This window comes from Gordonia otitidis NBRC 100426 (assembly GCF_000248075.1).
GTDB lineage: Bacteria > Actinomycetota > Actinomycetes > Mycobacteriales > Mycobacteriaceae > Gordonia > Gordonia otitidis.
This window is the reverse complement of record NZ_BAFB01000217.1, coordinates 1-21,848: the sequence shown is the minus strand read 5'-3', so window position 1 is coordinate 21,848 and position 21,848 is coordinate 1. Positions and strand designations below refer to the sequence as shown.

The following is a 21,848-nucleotide window of genomic DNA, read 5'->3' as shown; positions in this document are numbered from 1 at the left end:
CATCGGCCCGGTTGCGCGGGCGAGCTCAGTCGAACTGCGGGTCCTCGTCTCGGCTGCGCTTGAGTTCGAAGAAGTGCGGATACGACGCGAGCGCGACCGCTCCGTCCCATACGGTCCCGGCGGTCTCACCGCGCGGAATCCGTGACAGCACCGGGCCGAAGAACGCGACCCCGTTGACGTGGATGGTCGGCGTGCCGACATCGTCACCGACCTTGTCCATACCCTCGTGGTGGCTGGTGCGAATCCACTCGTCGTACTCGGTCGAGTCGGCGGCCTTGGCCAGTTCGGGATCGAGACCGAGCTCGTCGAGCGACTCCCGGATGACCACGTCGAAATCCTTGTTGCCCTGGTTGTGGATTCGGGTCCCCATGGCCGTGTACAGCGGCCCGAGGATGTCGTCGCCCTTCGCTGCGACGGCTGCCGCGATCACGCGGACCGGACGCCACGCGTTCTTGAGCCCCTCGCGGTAGTCGTCGGAGATGTCCTTACCCTCGTTCAGCACGGCAAGACTCATGAGATGGAAGTGCACGTCGATGTCGCGGACCTGCTCGGTCTCGAGGATCCACCGGGAGGTGATCCAACACCACGGGCACAGGGGGTCGAACCAGAAATCAACACGATCCTTCTGCGACATCCGCGCATTCCCTTCGAGTCATCACGTCATGAGCACTGCTCGACGCGTCGGTTGGGTGACGTGTCTTCCAACCGTTGACGGTCCACATCGATTCCACGCCGACGTTACGCGGCTAAGCTGGCGATTGTGACTGCCCCGAACCTCACCCGCGACCAGGCGCGCGAGCGCGCCACCACCATCGACGTATCCCATTACGACGTGGAACTCGATCTCACCGACGGTAACGGCAAGCCCGGAGAGAAGACGTTCCGGTCGACGAGCACCGTCACATTCACCGCGACCCCCGGTTCGCAGACCTTCATCGATCTGGTCGCCCCGACACTCCGCTCGGTGACCCTGAACGGAAAAGCGCTCGAGGTGAGCGACTTCGACGAATCGGTGGGCATCCCGCTTCTCGATCTCGCCGCCGACAACGAACTGGTCGTCGTCGCCGACTGCGCCTATTCACACACCGGCGAGGGTCTACATCGCTTCGTCGACCCCACCGACGACTCCGTGTACCTGTACTCACAGTTCGAAACCGCCGACGCCAAACGGATGTTCGCCTGCTTCGACCAGCCCGACCTCAAGGCGACGTACACGATCACGGTGACCGCTCCGGACGACTGGAAGGTCATCTCGAACGCACCGACCGAGTCCGTCGACGGCGGAGTGCACCGTTTCGCCGAAACCCCTGTCATGAGTACCTATCTCGTTGCACTCATCGCGGGGCCGTATGCGGAATGGACGGACACCTACACCGACGAGCACGGGTCCATCCCACTCGGGATCTATTGCAGGGCGTCGCTGGCGGAATACATGGACGCTGAGCGCCTGTTCACCGAGACCAAACAGGGATTCGCGTTCTACCACAAGAACTTCGGCATCCCGTACGCGTTCGGAAAGTACGACCAGCTCTTCGTTCCCGAGTTCAACGCCGGTGCCATGGAGAACGCGGGCGCCGTCACGTTCCTCGAGGACTACGTGTTCCGGTCACGCGTGACGAACTACAACTACGAGCGACGTGCCGAGACCGTGCTACACGAGATGGCCCACATGTGGTTCGGCGACCTCGTCACCATGAAGTGGTGGGACGACCTGTGGCTCAACGAGTCGTTCGCCACCTTCGCCTCGGTGCTGTGTCAGTCGGAGGCCACCGAGTACACGAGCGCATGGACGACGTTCGCCAACGTCGAGAAGTCGTGGGCCTACCGCCAGGATCAGCTGCCCTCGACGCATCCCGTGGCCGCCGACATCCCCGACATCGCCGCGGTCGAGGTCAACTTCGACGGCATCACGTACGCCAAGGGCGCATCCGTACTCAAGCAGTTGGTTGCCTACGTCGGCGTCGACGACTTCCTCGCCGGCCTGCGCGATTACTTCACCGCGCACAAGTTCTCCAACGCGACGTTCTCGGACCTGCTTGCCGCACTGGAGAAGTCATCGGGACGCGACCTCTCCGACTGGGGTAGCCAGTGGCTCAAGACCACCGGCATCAACGTCATCCGCCCCGACTTCGACGTCGACGACTCGGGCGCGTTCACGCGTTTCGCCATCGTCCAGGACGGCGCGGCGCCCGGCGCGGGCGAGACGCGCGTGCACCGCATGCGCGTAGGCATCTACGACGACACCACGCAGGGAAAGCTCGAACGCGTGCAGAGCGTCGAACTCGACGTCGAGGGGTCGGTCACCGAGGTGCCTGATCTCGTGGGCGTTCCGCGCGGCAAGCTGATCCTGCTCAACGACGACGATCTGACCTACGCGTCCGTGCGTCTCGATCCCGAGTCATTCGCGACGGCAACCGCGCGTATCGGCGACATCACCGACTCGATGCCGCGCACACTGGTGTGGTCGGCGGCGTGGGAGATGACCCGGCAGGCGGAGATGAAAGCCCGTGATTTCGTCGCGCTCGTCGAGCACGGCATCGCCGCCGAGACCGAAATCGGTGTCGTGCAGCGAGTACTGCTTCAGGCCACGACCGCGATCGAGTCCTACGCCGATCCGGGGTGGGCGCAGACCGTCGGATGGCCCGGGTTCAGCTCGCGCCTCCTCGAACTCGCCCGCGCTGCCGAGTCGGGGTCCGATCATCAGCTCGCGTTCGTGAACACACTGCTCTCGGGCAGGCTGTTCGACGAACAGATCGCGGTGGTGCGGGCGCTCCTCGACGGCGACGACCCGGCCGAGCACGGTCTTGCCGGGCTGACCGTCGACGCGGACCTGCGCTGGAAGCTCGTACTCGCGCTGGCGACTGCGGGAGCCATCGACGGCGATCCGGCGTCGACTCCTGTGATCGACGCCGAAGCTCAGCGCGACAACACCGCGGCGGGCACACGCCAGGCCGCGACCGCACGTGCAGCCCGCCCGCTCGCCGAAGCGAAGGCAGACGCGTGGTCGGCCTTCGACGACGACACCCTCTCGAACATCTACACCAGAGCGGTCGTGGCGGGGTTCGCTCGGCCCGGCCAGTCGGAGCTGTTGGCGCCCTACGTCGACAAATACTTCGCGGCGGTCCCCGAGGTATGGAAGCGGCGCTCGAGCGAGGTCGCACAGACCGTGGTCAACGGACTGTATCCCTCGTGGGAGATCACGCCCGAGGCGCTCGACAAGGCAGACGCCTTCCTCGCCGAGGACCATCCGACGGCGCTCAAAAGGCTGATCGTCGAGGGCCGCGCGGGCGTCGAACGGTCATTGCGCGCCAGGGTCTTCGACGCCGAGTGACGTCGTTGGATCACCCGGCCCAGACGTAGCGGATCTGGGGGCGGCCCGCCCCGCCGTACTCGGTGACCCTGCGCACCGTGCCGGCGTCGGCGAGCCGCTCCAGGTAGCGCCAAGCGGTGACCCGCGAACTGCCGACCCGTGCAGCGACTTCCGAGGCGGTCAGCCCGCCCGGTGCATCGCGCACCGCTCTGCCGACGGCATCTGTGGTCTCGGGAGCCATGCCCTTCGGCGCACCGCGCCGCGGGTCGGCGGTGCGCAGCGCGGCGAGGGCACGGTCGACGTCTCGCTGGCTCACCGCATCACCGTCGCCGGCGACGGTCTCGCGGTAGCGCAGGTAATGCTCGATCTTCTCAGCGAAAGCGGCGTATGAGAACGGTTTCAACAGGTAGAGCAGCGCACCGTGCGTGAGCGCCCGGCGAACCGTCGGCAGATCGCGGGCCGCTGTGATGGCGATGATGTCCGGGTCGGGCCGCAGACCCGACAGCGCGGACGCGAGTTCGATGCCACTTGCGTCGGGCAGTCCGAGATCGAGCAACACGAGTTCGACAGGCGCACCGCCCGCCGCCGCAGCCATCGCCGCGCGGTGCGCCTCCCGCGCAGTACCGGCCGTCGCCACCACGTCGAAGCCACCGATCCGAGCCAGGTAGTCGCGGTGCGCCTGGATCAGAAGCGGTTCGTCGTCGACGATCATCACGCGGATCACACTTGCCCCCTGCTCGGGATCTCCACGGTGATGACCGAACCGTAGGTGTGTTCGCTTCGCACGGTGCCGCCATGTCGGCTGACCACGTTTGCAACCAGGGCGAGACCGAGTCCTCTGCCCGTGGCGTCGCCGCCGGGCTTCGTCGAGTATCCCCGACCGCACGCTCTCTCGAATTCGTCGTCGGTCATCCCCGGGCCGCTGTCGGCGACGACGATCAGCAGTGATCCGTCGTCCACGGCAACCGTGACCTCCACCCATGCGTCCGCCGGATCGCAGGCGTCCAACGCGTTGTCGATCAGGTTCCCGACGACGGTGATGGTCTCGTCAGTGGTCAGCGGCGACGTGTCGTCGTCGTCGAGCGCGGACTCCTCCGTGAGGGTCATCGAGATCCCGCGTTCGGCTGCCTGCGCCGACTTCCCGAGTAACAACGCGCTCAGGGTGGGATCGCTGATCATCTCCGAGACACGGTCGACCAATCTCTGTGACACGACAAGATCTGCGGTGGCGAGGGCGGCCGCGCGCTCCGCGTGCCCCGTCTCGATGAGCGCGACCATCGTGTGCAGCCGGTTGGCCGACTCGTGTGCCTGCGACCGGAGCGCTTCGGCGAAGCGTGAGAGCGAATCCAATTCGCCTATTGCGGAGGATAATTCAGTTCTGTCTCGGATCGTGACGACCGCGCTACCCTGCCGCGACGTCACGGGAGCACGATTGACCACCAGTACCCGGCCCTGATCGACGTAGAGGACGTCCGTGAGGGGTTCTGTGCCGAGTAGGAAGTCGGGCATGTCGTCGAATTCCACGCTCTCGCCAGCCGGGTTGCCCGCCAGCAGTCGTCGCGCTTCGTCGTTGCACAGCACGATCCGGCCGTCGTCGATCACCACGAGCCCTTCCGTGACCGAATGCAGCACGGCGTCGTGGTGGTCGTACATCACCCGTAGTTCTCCCGGCGCCAGACCGCCGGTGAGACGCAACAATCGTCGCCGGATCAGCCAGAGACCGCCCAGCGCCGCGACGATGGCCACCAGACCGATCGACGCGATCAGCGGCAGTTGCTCCAACCACTCGTCGGTGAGGGTGGCCTGCGTGATCCCCGCGGCAACCATCCCGACGATCACGCCGTTGCCGTTCCGGACCGGAGCGATGGAACGGATCGACGGACCGAGCGTCCCCGTGTAGGTCTCGGTGTAGACCTCACCGCGGAGCGCCTGGCTTGTCGATCTTAGATATCGCTGCCCGATCAGTGAGGGCGTCGTGTGGGTGTAGCGCACGCCGGCGGTGTTCATGATGGTGATGAATGAGACGCCGGTGACGGGTCGGATCTCCTCGGTCACCGGTTGCAGACTCGTGCTCGGGTCAGGAGACTCCAGCGCACGGGCGGTGGAGGGCGCGTCAGCGATGCTCACCGCCACCGATCTCACCTGATCGCGAGCGGCACGTAGTCCATCGAATCGAGCATCCAGTAAAGCGAGCGCCGCGGCGGACACCACGATCACCAGGACGACGGCCAATTGCAGCGCCACGGCCTGACCCGCAAGGGTCCGAGGACGCCATCGGAGCATGTAGACACCACCCTTCCAGGATCGCGCGGTACGCGATCGACATCGAGTTCATCACGGTGACCCCATGAACGAAATGAACTCAATGGTGACTCACATCACGAGGTCGTCCGACAATCTTCCACAGCGGGTGCGCGTCAACGTCGGCCTGCAGGACAGGAAGGACAGCACGATGAATGTGAGACGACGATCCCACGACGCCGAGGTCGCGTCGACGAGCGACGAGACCCTGAACTCAACGCCCAAGAAGCGAGACAAGACGCACTGGCTGTACCTGGCGGTCATCGTCGCCGTGGTCGGCGGCGTTGCGGTCGGACTCATCGCCCCGGGAATCGGCAAGGACCTTGGCGTACTGGGGACCATCTTCGTCAGCCTCATCAAGATGATGATCGCGCCCGTCATCTTCTGCACCATCGTGCTCGGTATCGGGTCGGTCAGAAAGGCCGCGACCGTCGGCAAGGTCGGCGGTCTCGCGTTCGTCTACTTCCTGGTGATGTCGACCATCGCACTCGCTATCGGGCTCGTCGTCGGAAATCTGATCAAACCCGGTGAGGGTCTCAACGTCAGCGCCTCCGCAGGCAAGGGCTCGGAACTGGCCGAGAAGGCCCACGAGTCCGGCGGGATGATGGCATTCATCCAGGGGATCGTTCCCGACTCGCTCCTGTCTGCATTGACGTCGGGCAACGTCTTGCAGGCGCTGTTCGTCGCGCTTCTCGTCGGCTTCGCACTGCAGGCAATGGGTTCGAGCGGTGAGCCGATCCTCGTCGCTGTCGGTTACATCCAGAAGCTCGTGTTCAAGATCCTGAGCATGATTTTGTGGCTGGCACCGATCGGAGCATTCGGCGCGATCGCCAACGTCGTCGGCCAGACGGGGTGGGCGGCGGTCGGACAGCTGTTGATCCTGATGATCGCCTTCTATCTGACGTGCATCGTGTTCGTCTTCGGTGTACTCGGGGCGATCCTGCGGGCGGTCGCGGGCGTCTCCATTTTCCGACTCGTCCGCTATCTGGCTCGCGAATACCTACTCATCTTCGCCACCTCGTCCTCCGAGTCTGCCCTGCCGCGGCTCATCGCCAAGATGGAGCACCTCGGTGTGGAGAAGTCCACCGTCGGCGTCGTCGTTCCGACGGGATACTCCTTCAACCTCGACGGCACCGCCATATACCTGACGATGGCATCGATCTTCATCGCGGACGCCATGGGCGCTCCCCTGTCGATCGGAGCACAGATCAGCCTGCTCGTCTTCATGATCATCGCGTCGAAGGGTGCCGCGGGCGTGAGCGGCGCAGGCCTGGCCACACTGGCCGGCGGCCTACAGGCCCATCAACCGGCGATGCTGAACGGAGTCGGACTCATCGTGGGCATCGACCGTTTCATGTCGGAGGCTCGCGCTGTCACCAACTTCTCAGGCAACGCGGTCGCGACGCTGCTCGTCGGGTCGTGGACAGGGACCGTCGACAAGGATCGGGTCGACGACGTGCTCACGGGTCGCGTCCCGTTCGACGAGAAGGACATGGTGGACGACGGTATCGGCAAGACGCCCGTCAGAAGCGACGAGGCGCACGACGGACCGACCGCGACCGGGCCGGCGGAGAAGGCACCGGCTACCCGAGACCTGGTTGCCCCATAGCTGATGCCGGCTGGCTGGTCGCCTATGGGACCAACTGCACACACGAGAATGGCCCGGGAGTTGCTCCCGGGCCATTCTCGTGTGTGCAGTTCGGTTCGTTACGAGTTCAGATCGGTGCGGCGGCGGTCGCCATCACGTGCAGTGCGGAGACCAGTCCGTCGATGAGTTCGTTCTGGCGGAAGCTTCCGATTGCCGCGGTCACGCCCAGGTCGGCAACGCGGTCGTTGACGCGATCGGCGACCTCGCTACCCGACACCACGACGACGTCGTGGGTGTTGGGCGACACTGCCAGCAGGGCTCCGTATGCGGGCTCTGGTGCTGACTTGAGCAGCACCTCGCGTGCGTCTGCGACCGGGTCGGGGCCGAGCTCGCCGATGTAGACAGAGAAGCGCACGAGTGCCTTCTCGCTGGCAGCCTGCAGCGCGTCGTCGAGTGCGATCAGTTCGTCACGCGAGAACGGCGGAGTCGTCGCGGTCTGGCCCGGAAACCGGGTGGCCGAGACACGCCCGCTGTTCGTGATGACCGTGCCGACCGGAAGCGCGGAGGTCGCGGCGACCTCCGGTGTCCGCTCGGTACCGGTCGACTGCGAAATCTCACCACTTGGCACTGGCCGAGCCTCCATCCACATCGTTGGGTTCCGCGTGACGCGGCAACGCAATCGGTTCCATGTCCGTTGCCGACAGCAGCAGCGGAGCCCGGTCCCACTCTTGGTCGAGCGTGTATTCCTGCTGTTTGGGGTACTTGACGCCGCTTGAGAATGCCATCGACACCACGCACGCCGCAGCGAAGAAAATCACCAGGACCGTGACCGGCATTCCGATGTAGACAATCCAGTTGTCCATGAGACCCTTCCGATCGGTAAACCTCTTGCGCACGGCCGGTGAACACGCGCTCGCACATTCACGCCGCACAGGTCGTGTGATCAATTTAGCCCACACCACCGCCCTTCGGGCACCGACCCCTACAGACTGTCGTAGACAATCTGCGGCGCCGATGTTGAGACCACACCCGGCCGTGGGGACAATGGATCCGGTGAGCGGCAACATCCCCGTCGGCGGTCAGCCGGCCAGCACCGAAGTCCACCGGTCGTTCTACGACGAGGTCGGTGGTCACGAGACCTTCGAGAAGCTGACGAGAGTCTTCTACCGCGAGGTCGCCGCCGACGAGATCCTCCGGCCTATGTATCCCGAGGAAGACCTCGGGCCCGCCGAGCGTCGACTCCGAATGTTCCTCGAGCAGTACTGGGGCGGCCCGCGCACGTACTCCGAAGAACGTGGCCACCCGCGACTGCGCATGCGCCATCAGCCCTTCACCATCGGTCCCCTGGCCCGCGACGCCTGGTTGCGCTGCATGCACACCGCCATCGCGTCGATCGACGACGACACACTCGACGCACCGCACAGGCAGGCTCTCGTCGACTACATGGAGATGGCCGCACAGTCGATGGTCAATTCGCCGTTCTGATCCGATCGAGGTCAGTCGGGCACATCGGACACGACGCGCCGACGTCACCTGGTCTTCTACGGGAAAACACAGGTAGGGCAGAATTGTCGCGGTGAGCGACGAGACACCCGACGATGTCAACGAGGCCGCGCTCGGCGCGCAAAAGCAACCCGACAGCGCGCCGGACACCGTCGACGACACATCCGACACCGTCGACGACGCGCCCGACACCGCCACCGATGAGCCCCGTGTCGTCGAGGTCGACAGCCCGGAAGTCGACACCGTGGAGGCCGACAGCGCGGAAGTCGACACCGTGGAGCCCGGCGTCGTCGGGACCGCAGATGACGAGAGCGTGACCACGGCTGACAGTGTCGCCGGGTTCGCCGCAGCACAACTGGACCCTGCCGACGACACCTGGTGGCGGTCGGCGATCTTCTATCAGATCTATCCTCGGTCGTTCTCCGATCTCAACGGTGACGGCGTCGGCGACCTCGCCGGCGTGATCGACAAACTCGGTTACCTCGAACTCCTCGGCGTCGACGCACTGTGGCTGAGCCCGATCATGCGCTCCCCCATGGCCGACCACGGATACGACGTCTCCGATCCGCGAGACATCGACCCGCTCTTCGGCGACCTGGAGGTGTTCGACGAGTTGATCGAAGAGGCCCATGCACGCGAGATACGCGTGACCATGGATCTCGTTCCCAACCACACCAGCGATCAGCACCAGTGGTTCATCGACGCTCTCGCAGCCGGGCCGGACAGTCCCGAGCGCGCGCGTTACATCTTCCGCGACGGTCGTGGCGAGAACGGCGACGAGCCACCCAACAACTGGGTGAGTATCTTCGGCGGGTCCGCCTGGGAGAGGGTCACCGAGGCCGACGGCACTCCCGGCCAGTGGTATCTGCACATCTTCGCGCGTGAGCAGCCCGATCTGAATTGGGAGAACCCCGAGGTCTTCGAGGATCTCGAGAAGACGCTGCGCTTCTGGCTCGATCGCGGCGTCGACGGCTTCCGTATCGACGTCGCGCACGGCATGGCCAAACCCGCAGACCTCCCCGACATGGATGTCGAGGCCGCAGGACTACTCGTCAATCGCGATGACGACCCGCGTTTCAACAACTACGCAGTCCATGACATCCACAGGAAGATCCGCGCGGTCATCGACGAATACCCCGGCGCCGCGAACGTCGGTGAGATCTGGGTCGACGACAACGAGCGGTTCGCCGAGTATCTCCGCCCCGACGAGTTGCATCTCGGCTTCAACTTCCGCCTCGCCAAGGCACCTTTCGACGCCGACGCCATCCGCGACGCCATCGAGAACTCGCTCGATGCTGTGCACAGCGTCAACGGGACGCCGACGTGGACGTTGTCGAATCACGACGTCGACCGCGAGGTGACGCGCTACGGCCGTGACACACGAGAAGATGACGCCGAGACATCCGACATCGGCGACATCGCACTGGGCACTGCGCGTGCACGAGCCATGGCGCTCGTCGAATTCGCCCTTCCCGGTTCGATTTTCATCTACAACGGCGCAGAGCTCGGGCTACCCAACGCCGATCTCCCCGACGAGGCACTCCAGGACCCGGTGTGGGAGCGCTCGGGTCATACCGAACGCGGGCGCGACGCCTCGCGTGTCCCGCTTCCGTGGGAGGGCACCGAACCGCCGTTCGGCTTCTCGACCAACCCCGACACGTGGCTTCCGATGCCCGAGTCGTGGACGCAGTACACGGTCGAGCGTGAACTCGAGGACGTGAACTCGACCCTCTCGCTGTACCGCACTGCAATCGAGTTACGCAGCGAGAGAACTGAGTTCGCCGGAGATGGCATCGAGTGGTACGGCGCACCCGCGGGGTGTCTGGCGTTCCGCCGTTCGGAGGGACACCTCGTGTGCGCGCTCAACACCACAAGCGAGCCGGTCGGTCTGCCGCCGGGCGAACTCATCGTGACGAGCTCGCCCCTGGTCGATGGCATGCTGGCACCCAACGCCGCGGCCTGGCTCATCTGATCGGCCCCATCTGATCCTGACCATCTGATCGGCGGCGAGCCGGTGCTGTCGGCCGCGATCACACGGTCAGAGCACAGTGACCTCGAGGTCGCGATGCCTGCGCTGATAAACGGCGCCATAGCGCGCATCGATGCGGATCCACGCTGCCGACATCCGCACCCGCACGGGCTCGGTCTCCCCGATCGCGTCGATCGGCGACGTCTCGGTGATCTCGTGTCCGTCGGCATCCCGGACGAAGCCCATCGCGGTGAGCGCGAACAGCGATCGCAGCGATACCGTCGCCGTCAGCGTTCCGTCTCCGGAGGAGACGTCGAGGACGCCCTGATCGAGGAGGCCGGTCGCGGGGCCAAAGTTGCTTCCCTCGTCGCGTGCGAGGCGAGCGCCCTCGCGGGTCAGCTCGACCACGGTGCGTGCGGGGACGTCGTCGAGGTGGCGATAACCGGTACGGATCGGGAGGGCACCGCGCCACGCAGAATCCAGCGACATCCCGGGATCGACCGGTTCGCCCGGCCGCCCCTCCGCGAGCCGGCTGGCCAAGGTCGCGGCATCGGCGACGAGATCGGCCGGCGCGACACTCCCGAAGATCGAGCGGGTGACGAGGACGTCGAATCCGGTGTGCGCCCACAGGGCGAGTAGGCCGTCTGAGCGCTCGACCACCCGGATCACCGCCGCGTCGTCGAGCCGCATGGCCCGCGAGACGAAAGCCGTGGCGTCGGTCCGGTCGCCGGGTCCCGCGGCGATGACGAAGCGTTCGGGTAGTGCCGTCACGCGTCGACGCTCGGGGTTCGGCGGAAACTCTCGAGATACTCACGTTCTCCTGTGGTGAGCCGTCGCAGTCGTTGTGCGTCGACATCGAACGCGACGAGTTGCGTTGTCGCCGTGACCGCGGGCCTGTCGCTGGGCGACGCGGCATCAGGACGCACCTCGTACCCGACGACGAAGTCGACCGCGCGCACCTTCTCGACGAACATGGTGACCGCGATCGGCCCCTCGTCGTGGCGCACCTGTTGGCGGTACTTCACGTGCAGGTCGGCCACGACGCACCCCGTGCGCAGGTGCGCGGTCGGCCGTTCGTCGTAGAACAGCCAGGGAATGCGCGCTTCCTCGAGCAGGGTCACCATGCGCGCATGGTTGATGTGTGCGAACACGTCCATGTCAGACCACCGGACGGGAACCTTGACCACGTATCCGTCGTCGGTCCTGATTCCTTCGTCCTCGTGGAGCACGACATTCCTTTCGTCTTCGGGCGTCGATCTTCGTGCTGGTCTGAGATTCGCTACCTGATGAGGCTGCGGAGTTGTCGGGCGGCAACCGACAGTGTGGCGAGGTCGAGGTCGGGGCCGTGCTCGATGTCGGAGAGCATGGTTCGCACCCGCGCCAACCGTGACGAATGCGACGACTCCCACTCGGAGATCTTCTCGCCCGCGGCTTCGTCGGGTTCGCTGCTCTGCAGGATCGTGAGCGTGAGGGCACGGAGCGCTCCGTGCATGTCATCACGAAGAGCCAAGCGCGCCAACGCATGCCAGCGGTCGCCGTATTCGAGTGTCGACACGGCGGTGAGTAGTTCCTCCAGGCCGAAGTGCTCCATGATCGCGAAGTACAGCTCGCCGACCTCCACGGGATCCCGATCGGCGATCTCGGCGGTATCGACGATGTCGAGCAGGCAGAACCGATGAAGACTGATCGCGACATCGTGAGCGAGATCGGTCTCGACACCGAGCTCACGGTAGTGCGTCACACGGTGCTCGACGTCGGCAGCCGATTGCGGCCCGAACCAACTGTCGATCAGAGCGGTCAGGTCTGCCACCTGTTGGCCGTATCGGGTGACCTCTGCGGCCATCGCCAGGGGTTGCGGGCGGAAGGCGAGCAACCACCGCGACGCCCGGAACAGCAGGCGCCGCGCATACAGCATCATCTCGTCGATGGCCTCCACCGGAGCATCGGCGTGCACGATACGCGCGAACAGCTCCGAGAGACCGAAGACACGATCGGCGACGACGTAGGCGCGCACCGCCTCCTCGGTCGTGGCTCCGGTCGATTCACCCAGCCGGAACAGGTGTGTGATGCCCGCACGGTCGACCACTTCGTTGACGAGGACCGTGGTGACGATCTCGCGGTGTAGACGGTGGGCGTGGATGCCGTCGGCGAACCGTTCACGAAGCGGGACCGGGAAGTAGTCCGCCAGAAGGCCTTCGAACACATCGTTCTCCGGCAGATCCCCGCCGAGGAGGTCCTCCTTCGCGATGAGTTTCACATGGGACATCAGTGTCGCCAGCTCGGGCGAGGTGAGCCCGCGGTGCACGTCGGAGTGCAGACGCTTGATCAGCTCCTGCGGTGTCGGTAGTGCTTCGAGTTTCAGATCCACGCCGCGCGCGGCGATCTCGTGCAGGAGACGAGCGTGGACGTCGACCCGGTCGAGCGAATAGGCGCGGCAGAACCCCAGTTCGGAGTTCTGCGACACGTTGTCCGCCAGCACGAGGTCGCCGACCTCGTCCGTCATCGACTCCAGGAGCGGATCGCGGTCGGCGTGCTCGAGTTGGCCCGCAGAGACCGCGGCATCGAGCAGGATCTTGATGTTGACCTCGTGGTCGGAACAGTCGACGCCGGCCGAGTTGTCCATCGCATCGGTGTTGATCCGACCTCCGGCGAGATCGAATTCGATCCGCCCCCGCTCGGTGACGCCGAGGTTGCCGCCTTCTCCGACAACCTTGGCGCGCAATTGATCTCCGTCGACGCGGATCGCATCGTTTGCCTTGTCGCCCACCTGGGCATCGGACTCCGACGACGACTTGATGTACGTACCGATGCCGCCGTTCCACAGCAGGTCGACCGGGGCCAGGAGGATCGCGTGGATCAGTTCGGGCGGCGACAATGCATCGACCTCGGCACCGAGTCCGAGGGCTGTGCGCATCTGAGCACTGACCGGGATCGACTTCGTCTCGCGCGACCAGACACCGCCCCCCTCACTGATCAGCGAGGTGTCGTAGTCCGCCCACGATGAGCGCGGCAACGAGAAGAGCCGTGCGCGTTCGGCATACGACGACGCAGCGTCGGGATTCGGATCGACGAACACGTGCCGGTGATCGAACGCCGCGACGAGTCGGATGTGCTCGGACAAGAGCATGCCGTTGCCGAAGACATCGCCACTCATGTCGCCGATGCCCGCCACGGTGAAGTCCTGCGACTGGGTGTCGACACCCATCTCACGGAAGTGCCGCTTGACCGACTCCCACGCACCCCGCGCCGTGATACCCATCGCCTTGTGGTCGTAACCTGCGGACCCACCGGAGGCGAACGCATCGCCGAGCCAGAAGTCGTACCGGGCGGCGACGTCGTTGGCGATGTCGGAGAACGTGGCCGTTCCCTTGTCCGCCGCGACGACGAGATAGGAGTCGTCTCCGTCACGACGGATCACCGAGCGCGCGGGGATGACAGTGCCGGTCTGACGGTCGAGGTTGTCGGTGACGTCGAGCAGGCCAGAGATGAAATCCCGATAGCGCGCAACGCCTTCGGCGCGCGTGGCGTCGCGATCGGCGGCGGCATCGCCGGTCGCCGCGGGCGGACGCTTCACGACGAAACCACCCTTCGCACCCACGGGCACGATCACGGCGTTCTTCACGGCCTGGGCCTTCACCAAGCCGAGGATCTCCGTGCGGAAGTCCTCACGTCGATCCGACCACCGCAGGCCGCCACGCGCCACCGCCCCGAAACGCAGGTGGACTCCCTCGACGCGCGGTGAGTACACGAAGATCTCGTGCAGTGGGCGCGGCTCGGGAGTCTGCGGGATCTCCCTGGGCCGCACCTTGAACGACATGACCGGCCGGTCGGAGTCGTCGTCTCGGACATAGAAATTGGTACGCGAGGTGGCACGGATGACCGCCGAGAACGCCGAGACGATGCGGTCGGCCTCGAGACCGAGGACTTTGCCGATGTCCTGACCCAGCCGAGCCACTGCGTTCTCGCGCTGTAGCTCGTCGGCGCGCGCCGGATCGAAGGACGTCTCGAACAAGGTGACCAGACCCCGTGTGACGTCGCGGTGTTCGCCGAGTGTCCTGGCAACGAGTGTGTTGCTGTACGAGAACCCGCACTGTCGCAGATATCGCCCGTACGCGCGGAGCATTGCCGCGTAACGCCAGTCGAGACCACACCGGATGACCAACTCGTTGTACGCGTCGATCTCGGCGCGCTGCCGCCAGATCTCGACGAACGCGTCGGTGAACCGGTCGGCGAGATCCGACGTCGACTCGGAATCGACGGACATCCCGTCGGCGAGCGTGACGCTGAACTCGTAGACGTGACAGACCTGGCCGTCCGGACGGACCAGACGGTACGGGTGTTCGTCGACGACGTCGAGACCGAGGCTGTGCAGCACCGGAAGTACATCGGTGAGCGTCGCCGCCTCGCCGCACAGATAGAGCGTGAAGTTCCAGACTGCACCGGGTTCGGTGTCTGTAGGCCCGAGCGCGACGGTGAGGTCACCTGCGCCGAGGTCGGCGACGCGGATCAGGTCGGCAACGGCCGCGGCGGGCGCGCGCTGGTCCTTGTACTCGTCGGGCAACGCGGGAAGCAATCGCAGAAGTGCGTCGACTCCGCCCGTAGGGAGCCGAGTCGACCCGGCGTCGAGTCCACCCGCTGCCTCGCGGAATCGTTCATCCCAGGTGCGGATCGCGCTCGAGAGTGCACTCTGGATATCGCGCTGCTCCGTCGTCCCGAAGTCGAACGTTCCCAGCCCAGCCGCCTCGTCCCGGTCGACGCGCACCATGACCTGGAGTAGGGCGAGCGGCATCTCGCTGACACGCGCCGAGTACTCGAGCGCGGTGCCGTGCAACTTCTCGGACACGACGCTCTGCAGTGCCAGTCGGTTCTGCGTGTTGTAGCGGTCACGCGGCAGATAGATCAGAGCGGTGGCGGTGCTGCCCTGCGGATTGACGCGGACGAAAGCGCGAAGCGTCCGCGTGGCGGCGGCGTCGAGCATCTCCGCGATCCGTTTGCTCAACTCAGCGTCGGACGAGGCGAACATCTCCACAAGTGGATAGTTCTGCAGCAGTTCGATCATCGACTGCCCGGCGAACGAATCCTCCTCGACGCCGGCGCGACGGATCACTTCGTGCACCTTGCCGCGCAGCACCGGGACGTCGAGGATCGTCTGATGCAGGCCCGACGACGTGAATGTGCCCAGGAACCGGTGCTCTCCCACGTGGGCACCCGAGGCGTCGAACTCCGGCACCTGGATCAGGATCGGATAATTGGATCGCTGCACGCCGGTTTCGAGATAGACCCGCGACACCCGCGGCAGCAGCGGCGGATCGGTGAGCACGGGGAACCCGTTGGCCAGCGAGCCGGCTCGCCACAGGCCGCGCCCCTGCGTCGTCTGCCTGTCAATGCTGACCCTGCAGTAGCCGAGCGGCACGAAATGGTTGCCGGCGAACCAGTCGAGCAACCGCGAGTACTCGTAGCGGTCGACGGCCGCGATTCCCGACTGTGTCGTGGTCGGTGCAACGGCGCAGTCGGCGCCACACGATGAGAGGCGTCCGCGCATGTCGAGGGCATCTCGGTCGACGTCGCCGACGCGCGCGATGACATCGACCAGTGCACTGCGCAGGGCGTCGACGTCGACGTCGCCTCTGCTGGACACCGCAACCACGTAGATCCACGACTCGGTGCTGCGGTCAGGTCCCGCGCCGATCTCGGTGAGCGTGCCGGAGTCGTCGCGCGAGACCGACATGACCGGATGGTCGATACGACTGACGGTGAGCCCATGCGCCTCGACGACGGTCAACACCGCTTCGACGAGCAGCGGCATGTCGTCGTTGACGACGACGATCTCGGTGCCCGCCGCCCCGGCGCTGACGTCGACGAGGCACTGTCCCGGTGCGCGTGTGCTCGCCAACCCGACGTGCCGACGCACACGCTCGAGATCGGCCTCGTCGATTCCGGGGAAGGCCCCGGAGTCGACGGCGGAACCGGTCCCCGTCGCGGCCGTCTGGGCGTGTGCATTGCCAGGAGAATTGCTTGCGTTCAGATAGCAACCCACCGCTGCAGGCAGCAGAGCACTCACTTGAGACACCGCACTCACCTTCTCTTGAGGAGGCCGGGGCCGACCTCCATGACACGCCCTACAGCGATGGTAGTGACGTGCCTCAGTCGCGAGTGAGTTTCCGATGAGTCACCCGGTGAGGCCGCGCGGCGTCGGGCCCGAGGCGCTCGACCTTGTTCGCCTCGTACGCCTCGAAGTTGCCCTCGAACCAGAACCATTGGCCCTCTTCGACATTGCCCTCCCACGCGAGAATGTGGGTGCAGGTCCGGTCCAGGAACCACCGATCGTGGCTGATGACCACGGCGCAGCCCGGAAAGGACTCGAGCGCGTTCTCGAGAGAGCCGAGCGTTTCGACGTCCAGGTCGTTGGTCGGCTCGTCGAGCAGGATCAGGTTGCCGCCCTCCTTGAGCGTCAACGCCAGATTGAGGCGATTACGCTCACCGCCGGAGAGAACCTCCGCGCGCTTCTGCTGATCCGGCCCCTTGAATCCGAACGCACTGACGTACGCGCGTGAGGGCATCTCGTTCTGGCCGACCTCGATGTAGTCGTTGCCGTCGGACACGACCTCCCAGACGTTCTTCTTCGGGTCGATGTTGGCGCGGTTCTGATCGACATAGCTGAGCTTGACCGTTTCGCCGACCTTGACCGAACCCGAATCGGGTTCCTCGAGGCCGACGATGGTCTTGAACAGCGTCGTCTTACCCACACCGTTCGGTCCGATCACACCCACGATTCCGTTGCGCGGCAACGTGAACGACAGATCCTTGATCAGCACCCGGCCGTCGAATCCCTTGTCGAGGTTGGAGACCTCGACCACCACGTCACCCAGGCGTGGCGGGGTGGGGATCTGGATCTCCTCGAAGTCGAGCTTGCGCGTCTTCTCGGCCTCGGCAGCCATCTCCTCGTAGCGCGACAGGCGTGCCTTGTTCTTCGTCTGCCGGGCCTTGGCGCCGGAGCGCACCCACGCCAACTCTTCCTTCAGGCGCTTCTGCAGCTTCTGATCCTTCTTGCCCTGCACCTCGAGACGCTCGGCCTTCTTCTCCAGATAGGTCGAGTAGTTGCCCTCGTACGGATGGAGCTTGCCGCGATCGACCTCACAGATCCATTCGGCGACGTGATCGAGGAAGTAGCGATCGTGCGTCACGGCGAGCACTGCGCCGGGGTACGACGCCAGGAACTGCTCGAGCCACAACACGCTTTCGGCGTCGAGATGGTTGGTCGGCTCGTCGAGCAGCAGCAGATCGGGCTTGGAGAGCAGCAGCTTGCACAGTGCGACGCGGCGACGCTCACCACCTGACAGATGTGTGACCGGCGAATCGCCCGGCGGGCACCGGAGCGCGTCCATGGCCTGGTCGATCTGGGAGTCGAGATCCCAGGCATCGGCGTTGTCGAGGTCCTCCTGGAGCTTGCCCATCTCCTCCATGAGTTCGTCGGAGTAGTCGGTGGCGAGCTGCTCGGCGATCTCGTTGAACCGGTCGAGCTTCTCCTTGATCTCACCCATGCCTTCTTCGACGTTCTGCTTGACCGTCTTCTCTTCGTTGAGGGGCGGTTCCTGCAGGAGGATGCCGACCGTGGCCTCGGGATCGAGGAATGCCTCTCCGTTCGACGGCTGGTCGATACCGGCCATGATCTTGAGAATCGACGACTTGCCGGCACCGTTGGGACCGACGACGCCGATCTTGGCTCCGGGATAGAAGGACATGGTGACGTCATCGAGGATGACCTTGTCACCGTGCGCCTTGCGCACCTTCTTCATCGTGTATATGAACTCGCCAGCCACGTATTGTCCTCACCTGCGGTTTTGTGGTCATCTGCGCCGGAGCCCCGATCCCGTGAACCTCGTGCGGGGTGGCGCACTCCGATGACAGGACAGGCTCTGGGCGCAACGTCGCGTACCACTCTATCGACGTGACGCGCCACGCTCCCACACGGTCGAGGACGATCTGCTGCGAACCGGGGCTGCGGACATGTCGCTGTGAGACTGGCACCATCGAGAGGGTGACCGATTCACCGCAGCCGACCGAGCTCGTCGCACTCGACGGTGGTCTGTTCTGTATGGGGTCGGATCGGTTCTATCCCGAGGAGCGCCCCGCGCACGAGCGTCGAATAGGCGCTTTCTCCATCGAACGTCATCCCGTGACCAACGCCCAATACGCGGCATTCGTCGCCGCCACCGGCTACGTGACGGTCGCCGAACGCGAGATCGACCCGGCCGATTTTCCGGGCGCCGACCCAGTCAGCCTCGTACCCGGTGCACTCGTGTTCACGCCGACGTCTGGACCCGTCGACCTCGCCGACTGGCGACAGTGGTGGCGGTGGGAACCGGGCGCATCGTGGAAGCACCCACTCGGACCCCGCAGCGACCTCGTCGGCTACGAGGACCACCCCGTCACCCAGATCGCCTATGCAGACGCGGTCGCCTATGCCGACTGGATCGGGCGACGACTCCCGACCGAGGCCGAGTGGGAGTTCGCCGCGCGAGGAGGCGTCGCGGGACACGAATACGCGTGGGGCGACGAGTTGCACCCCGACGGCGAGATCCTCGCCAACACGTGGATCGGCGATTTCCCGTACGCCAGCGACGGGTGGGCCGGGACGTCGAAAATCGGCAGCTATCCACCCAATGGCTTCGGCCTTCTCGACATGATCGGCAACGTCTGGGAACGCACGTCGAATGTGTTCGCACCGCGCCATATCCCGCCCGGACTATCGACCGTCTCCCCCGACGGCAGACAGGACCTCCTCGCCCCGACCACGTCACCACGCGTACGCCGTGTCACCAAAGGCGGCTCCCACCTGTGCTCGCCGCAGTACTGTCGACGCTACCGGCCCGCTGCCCGCTCACCACAATCCGACGACTCAGCGACCTCTCATCTCGGATTCCGCTGTGCGGCAGACAGTGTCGCGCAACCGTGACCGGCTACTGCCGCTGACCCCGTCGCGGCGAGCGAACCCCTCTGTCGCTCGCCGCAACGGGATTCCCGGTCACGCCGCAGCATCTGACTCCTCGACCGTGGTCGTGCCGGACTGTTCCGCGCCTGCCGTCGCGTTACCACCGCCGTCGCCGCGACCGCGGTAGTCGACGACGCACCGCGCGAGGTCGAGCCCGACCGAGTCGGCAACCATCTCCAACTCGGTGCGTGCCTCACCGTCACTGGTCGTGTAGTTGTTCGTGTGGATCGCCCCGTGCACGATCACCGGTCGCCCCTTGTCGATGGCCCCGGCGACACCGGCGACCAGACGCCGCCAGCAGGAGACCGTCACATAGAGGCTGTGGCCGTCGATCCACTCGCCCGTCGCCCGGTCACGTCGTCGCGAGTTGCTCGCCACCCGGAACGAGATCACCTCGTCGCCTGCAGCCGTCCGGTTACGCCTGGGCTCGGAGATCACGCGCCCGATGATCGTCGAATACGTTTCGTACATTGGTCTGCTCCTGCCGTGATGAGCCATACCTCTGCAGAAGCCGGGCTCGAACCCGGCTGAGGTGGCTGCAGGTGAGCATTCCGCAGAATCACAGGCAGAAACGGCCGCGACAGCGATCTGTGGACAACTTCCCCGTGGGATGCGCGTGCAGGAAGTCTGTGGACAACCCGCCACGTGGATCAGCACCGGGAGCTGCGACAGTAACGGGCGGCCAGCGGCGCAGAACACGGCTCATCGCATTCGCTGACACCGGCCGGAGGCCGGCAAGAATGTCGACACCGGCCGGAGGCCGGCAAAGGTGTCACAGTGCGCCCGCGTGAATCTCCTTCAAACACAGTGGGCGCACACCGGCCGGAGGCCGGCGAAGGTGTCACAGTGCCCCCGGCAGGACTCGAACCTGCGACCTAGGGATTAGAAGGCCCTTGCTCTATCCACCTGAGCTACGGAGGCGAAAACCGACACGCAGAGTGTACGTGGCCATGTCGATGGGGTTGCGATCGGTCTGGCTGAGCGTGACTGATCGCAACCGCAACACGAGGAGGCGTTGGTCCGGATCGGCAGCGGTCGGTCTGCAGTATCCCAACCATGGCGACGGCGTGTGGCGTCGACACATCCGCGGTAGCGGCCGTCAGGAGCCTCGAACTCCGGCCGTCCCACGCCAGCCACCGATGAGCCGGATCGTGTGATAGATCAGCAGCGCACAGACCGCGCCGATCGCGATGCCACCGAAGCTCACATCACCGATGCTCCACGAGAAGTCGGCGATCGCGATGATGAGCGGAATGGCCGCGGTGAACTGGTTGATCGGCCTGGAGAAGTCGACGCGGTTGGTCACCCAGATGTGCACACCGATGATGGCGACGAGTCCGTACAGCGCGGTCGTGATGCCACCGAGCACTCCGGGCGGCACCGAGGCGATCACCGCACCGATCTTCGGACAGAGTCCCAGCAGGATGGCCGCTGCGCCCGCAACCCAGTAGGCCGCCGTCGAGTACACCTTGGTGGCCGCCATGACCCCGATGTTCTCGGCGTAGGTCGTGGTCGCCGACCCTCCGCCCGACCCGGCGATCATCGTCGACAGACCGTCGGCGAACAGCGCCCTGCCCATCCGGTCGTCGAAGTTCGAACCGGTCATCATCGCAACGGATTTCACGTGTCCGATGTTCTCGACGACCAGCACCAGCACCACCGGCAGGAACGTCGGTATCACCGAGATGTGGAATGTCGGGGTCTGGAAATCGGGGAGCCCGATCCAACTCGCGGTGTGGATCGCGCTGGTGTCGACCTCGTTGCGGATCAGTGCCAGCACGTATCCGATCACCACACTGAGCACGATCGCAAGCCGTCCGAGCAGTCCTCGAAGCAGCGCTATCGACACGACGAGAAGCACGAGCACCACGGTGGCGGTCACCGGCTGTTTCTCGAAGTTCGTCTTCGCCGACGGCGCGAGATTCAACCCGATCAACGCCACGATCGTGCCGGTGACTATCGGCGGCATCACCAGGTCGATCCACCTGATGCCCGCGAAGTGCACGATGACGCCGATCACCGCGAGCAACGCACCCACCACGACGATCCCGCCGAGCGCCGACGACTGACCGTTCGACGCCGTCGCAGCCAGCACCGGGGCGATGATCGCAAAGCTCGAGCCGAGGTAGCTCGGCAGGCGGTTGCCGGTGATGATCAGGAACAGCAGTGTGCCGATTCCCGAGAA

Annotated in this window: 16 protein-coding genes and 1 tRNA gene; 5 read left to right on the top strand and 12 right to left on the bottom strand. The window is 65.2% G+C overall.

The window, feature by feature from the left end; all coding sequences use genetic code 11:
- Positions 1-25 precede the first annotated feature (25 nt).
- On the bottom strand, positions 26-634 hold the full coding sequence (locus GOOTI_RS20815; protein WP_007240587.1) for a mycothiol-dependent nitroreductase Rv2466c family protein: 609 nt from the start codon (positions 632-634) through the stop codon (positions 26-28).
- 126 nt (positions 635-760) lie between these two features.
- Between GOOTI_RS20815 and pepN the strand changes: the two genes are divergently transcribed.
- A complete protein-coding gene (pepN, locus tag GOOTI_RS20810; protein ID WP_007240586.1) occupies positions 761-3,331 on the top strand; it encodes an aminopeptidase N in 2,571 nt (856 codons plus the stop codon).
- A 10-nt stretch (positions 3,332-3,341) separates the two neighbouring features.
- Here pepN and GOOTI_RS20805 read toward each other — a convergent pair whose 3' ends face one another.
- Together GOOTI_RS20805 and GOOTI_RS20800 are read right to left on the bottom strand one after the other, a co-directional pair.
- Entirely contained in the window at positions 3,342-4,034 is a 693-nt protein-coding gene (locus GOOTI_RS20805) for a response regulator (protein ID WP_007240585.1), read from the bottom strand.
- Positions 4,031-5,593 carry a sensor histidine kinase gene (locus GOOTI_RS20800; RefSeq protein ID WP_007240584.1) on the bottom strand — a complete coding sequence of 521 codons (1,563 nt, stop codon included), beginning with the start codon at positions 5,591-5,593 and terminating at the stop codon, positions 4,031-4,033. Before GOOTI_RS20800 ends, GOOTI_RS20805 begins: the two co-directional genes overlap by 4 nt.
- Positions 5,594-5,762: 169 nt before the next feature.
- On the opposite strand from GOOTI_RS20800, the gene GOOTI_RS20795 reads away from it, so the two are divergent.
- Positions 5,763-7,220 (top strand): C4-dicarboxylate transporter DctA, encoded by a 1,458-nt coding sequence (locus GOOTI_RS20795; RefSeq protein WP_007240583.1) that lies wholly within the window; start codon positions 5,763-5,765, stop codon positions 7,218-7,220.
- Between the two features lie 106 nt (positions 7,221-7,326).
- On the opposite strand, the gene GOOTI_RS20790 is transcribed toward GOOTI_RS20795, so the two are convergent.
- Positions 7,327-7,827: a DUF5130 domain-containing protein gene (locus GOOTI_RS20790; protein WP_007240582.1), complete on the bottom strand. Its 501-nt coding sequence runs from the start codon at positions 7,825-7,827 to the stop codon at positions 7,327-7,329.
- Positions 7,814-8,062 carry an aa3-type cytochrome oxidase subunit CtaJ gene (gene ctaJ, locus GOOTI_RS20785; protein ID WP_007240581.1) on the bottom strand — a complete coding sequence of 83 codons (249 nt, stop codon included), beginning with the start codon at positions 8,060-8,062 and terminating at the stop codon, positions 7,814-7,816. The genes GOOTI_RS20790 and ctaJ overlap by 14 nt, the downstream gene beginning before the upstream one ends.
- A 181-nt stretch (positions 8,063-8,243) precedes the next feature.
- On the opposite strand from ctaJ, the gene GOOTI_RS20780 reads away from it, so the two are divergent.
- Entirely contained in the window at positions 8,244-8,684 is a 441-nt protein-coding gene (locus GOOTI_RS20780; protein ID WP_007240580.1) for a globin, read from the top strand.
- 91 nt (positions 8,685-8,775) lie between these two features.
- The gene (locus GOOTI_RS20775) at positions 8,776-10,674 is read left to right on the top strand and encodes a glycoside hydrolase family 13 protein (protein ID WP_085949819.1); all 1,899 of its coding nucleotides are present in this window, start codon (positions 8,776-8,778) and stop codon (positions 10,672-10,674) included.
- A gap of 66 nt (positions 10,675-10,740) precedes the next feature.
- Here the strand turns inward: GOOTI_RS20775 and GOOTI_RS20770 are convergent, their stop codons facing one another.
- From GOOTI_RS20770 to ettA, 4 genes are all read right to left on the bottom strand, one after another.
- Positions 10,741-11,442, bottom strand: a complete 702-nt coding sequence (locus GOOTI_RS20770; RefSeq protein ID WP_007240578.1) for a DUF8010 domain-containing protein — start codon at positions 11,440-11,442, stop codon at positions 10,741-10,743.
- Positions 11,439-11,900, bottom strand: a complete 462-nt coding sequence (locus GOOTI_RS20765; protein WP_007240577.1) for an acyl-CoA thioesterase — start codon at positions 11,898-11,900, stop codon at positions 11,439-11,441. The genes GOOTI_RS20770 and GOOTI_RS20765 overlap by 4 nt, the downstream gene beginning before the upstream one ends.
- Before the next feature lie 50 nt (positions 11,901-11,950).
- Positions 11,951-16,750 carry an NAD-glutamate dehydrogenase gene (locus tag GOOTI_RS20760; RefSeq protein ID WP_007240576.1) on the bottom strand — a complete coding sequence of 1,600 codons (4,800 nt, stop codon included), beginning with the start codon at positions 16,748-16,750 and terminating at the stop codon, positions 11,951-11,953.
- Between the two features lie 64 nt (positions 16,751-16,814).
- Entirely contained in the window at positions 16,815-18,491 is a 1,677-nt protein-coding gene (gene ettA / locus GOOTI_RS20755; RefSeq protein ID WP_007240575.1) for an energy-dependent translational throttle protein EttA, read from the bottom strand.
- A gap of 275 nt (positions 18,492-18,766) precedes the next feature.
- Between ettA and GOOTI_RS20750 the strand changes: the two genes are divergently transcribed.
- Positions 18,767-19,627 carry a formylglycine-generating enzyme family protein gene (locus GOOTI_RS20750; RefSeq protein WP_217997296.1) on the top strand — a complete coding sequence of 287 codons (861 nt, stop codon included), beginning with the start codon at positions 18,767-18,769 and terminating at the stop codon, positions 19,625-19,627.
- A gap of 69 nt (positions 19,628-19,696) precedes the next feature.
- Here GOOTI_RS20750 and GOOTI_RS20745 read toward each other — a convergent pair whose 3' ends face one another.
- From GOOTI_RS20745 to GOOTI_RS20735, 3 genes are all read right to left on the bottom strand, one after another.
- Positions 19,697-20,134 (bottom strand): single-stranded DNA-binding protein, encoded by a 438-nt coding sequence (locus GOOTI_RS20745; RefSeq protein ID WP_007240573.1) that lies wholly within the window; start codon positions 20,132-20,134, stop codon positions 19,697-19,699.
- Between the two features lie 376 nt (positions 20,135-20,510).
- A tRNA-Arg gene (locus GOOTI_RS20740) sits at positions 20,511-20,584 on the bottom strand.
- A gap of 178 nt (positions 20,585-20,762) precedes the next feature.
- A partial coding sequence (locus tag GOOTI_RS20735) for a uracil-xanthine permease family protein (RefSeq protein WP_007240572.1) occupies positions 20,763-21,848 on the bottom strand: 1,086 nt, incomplete at its 5' end.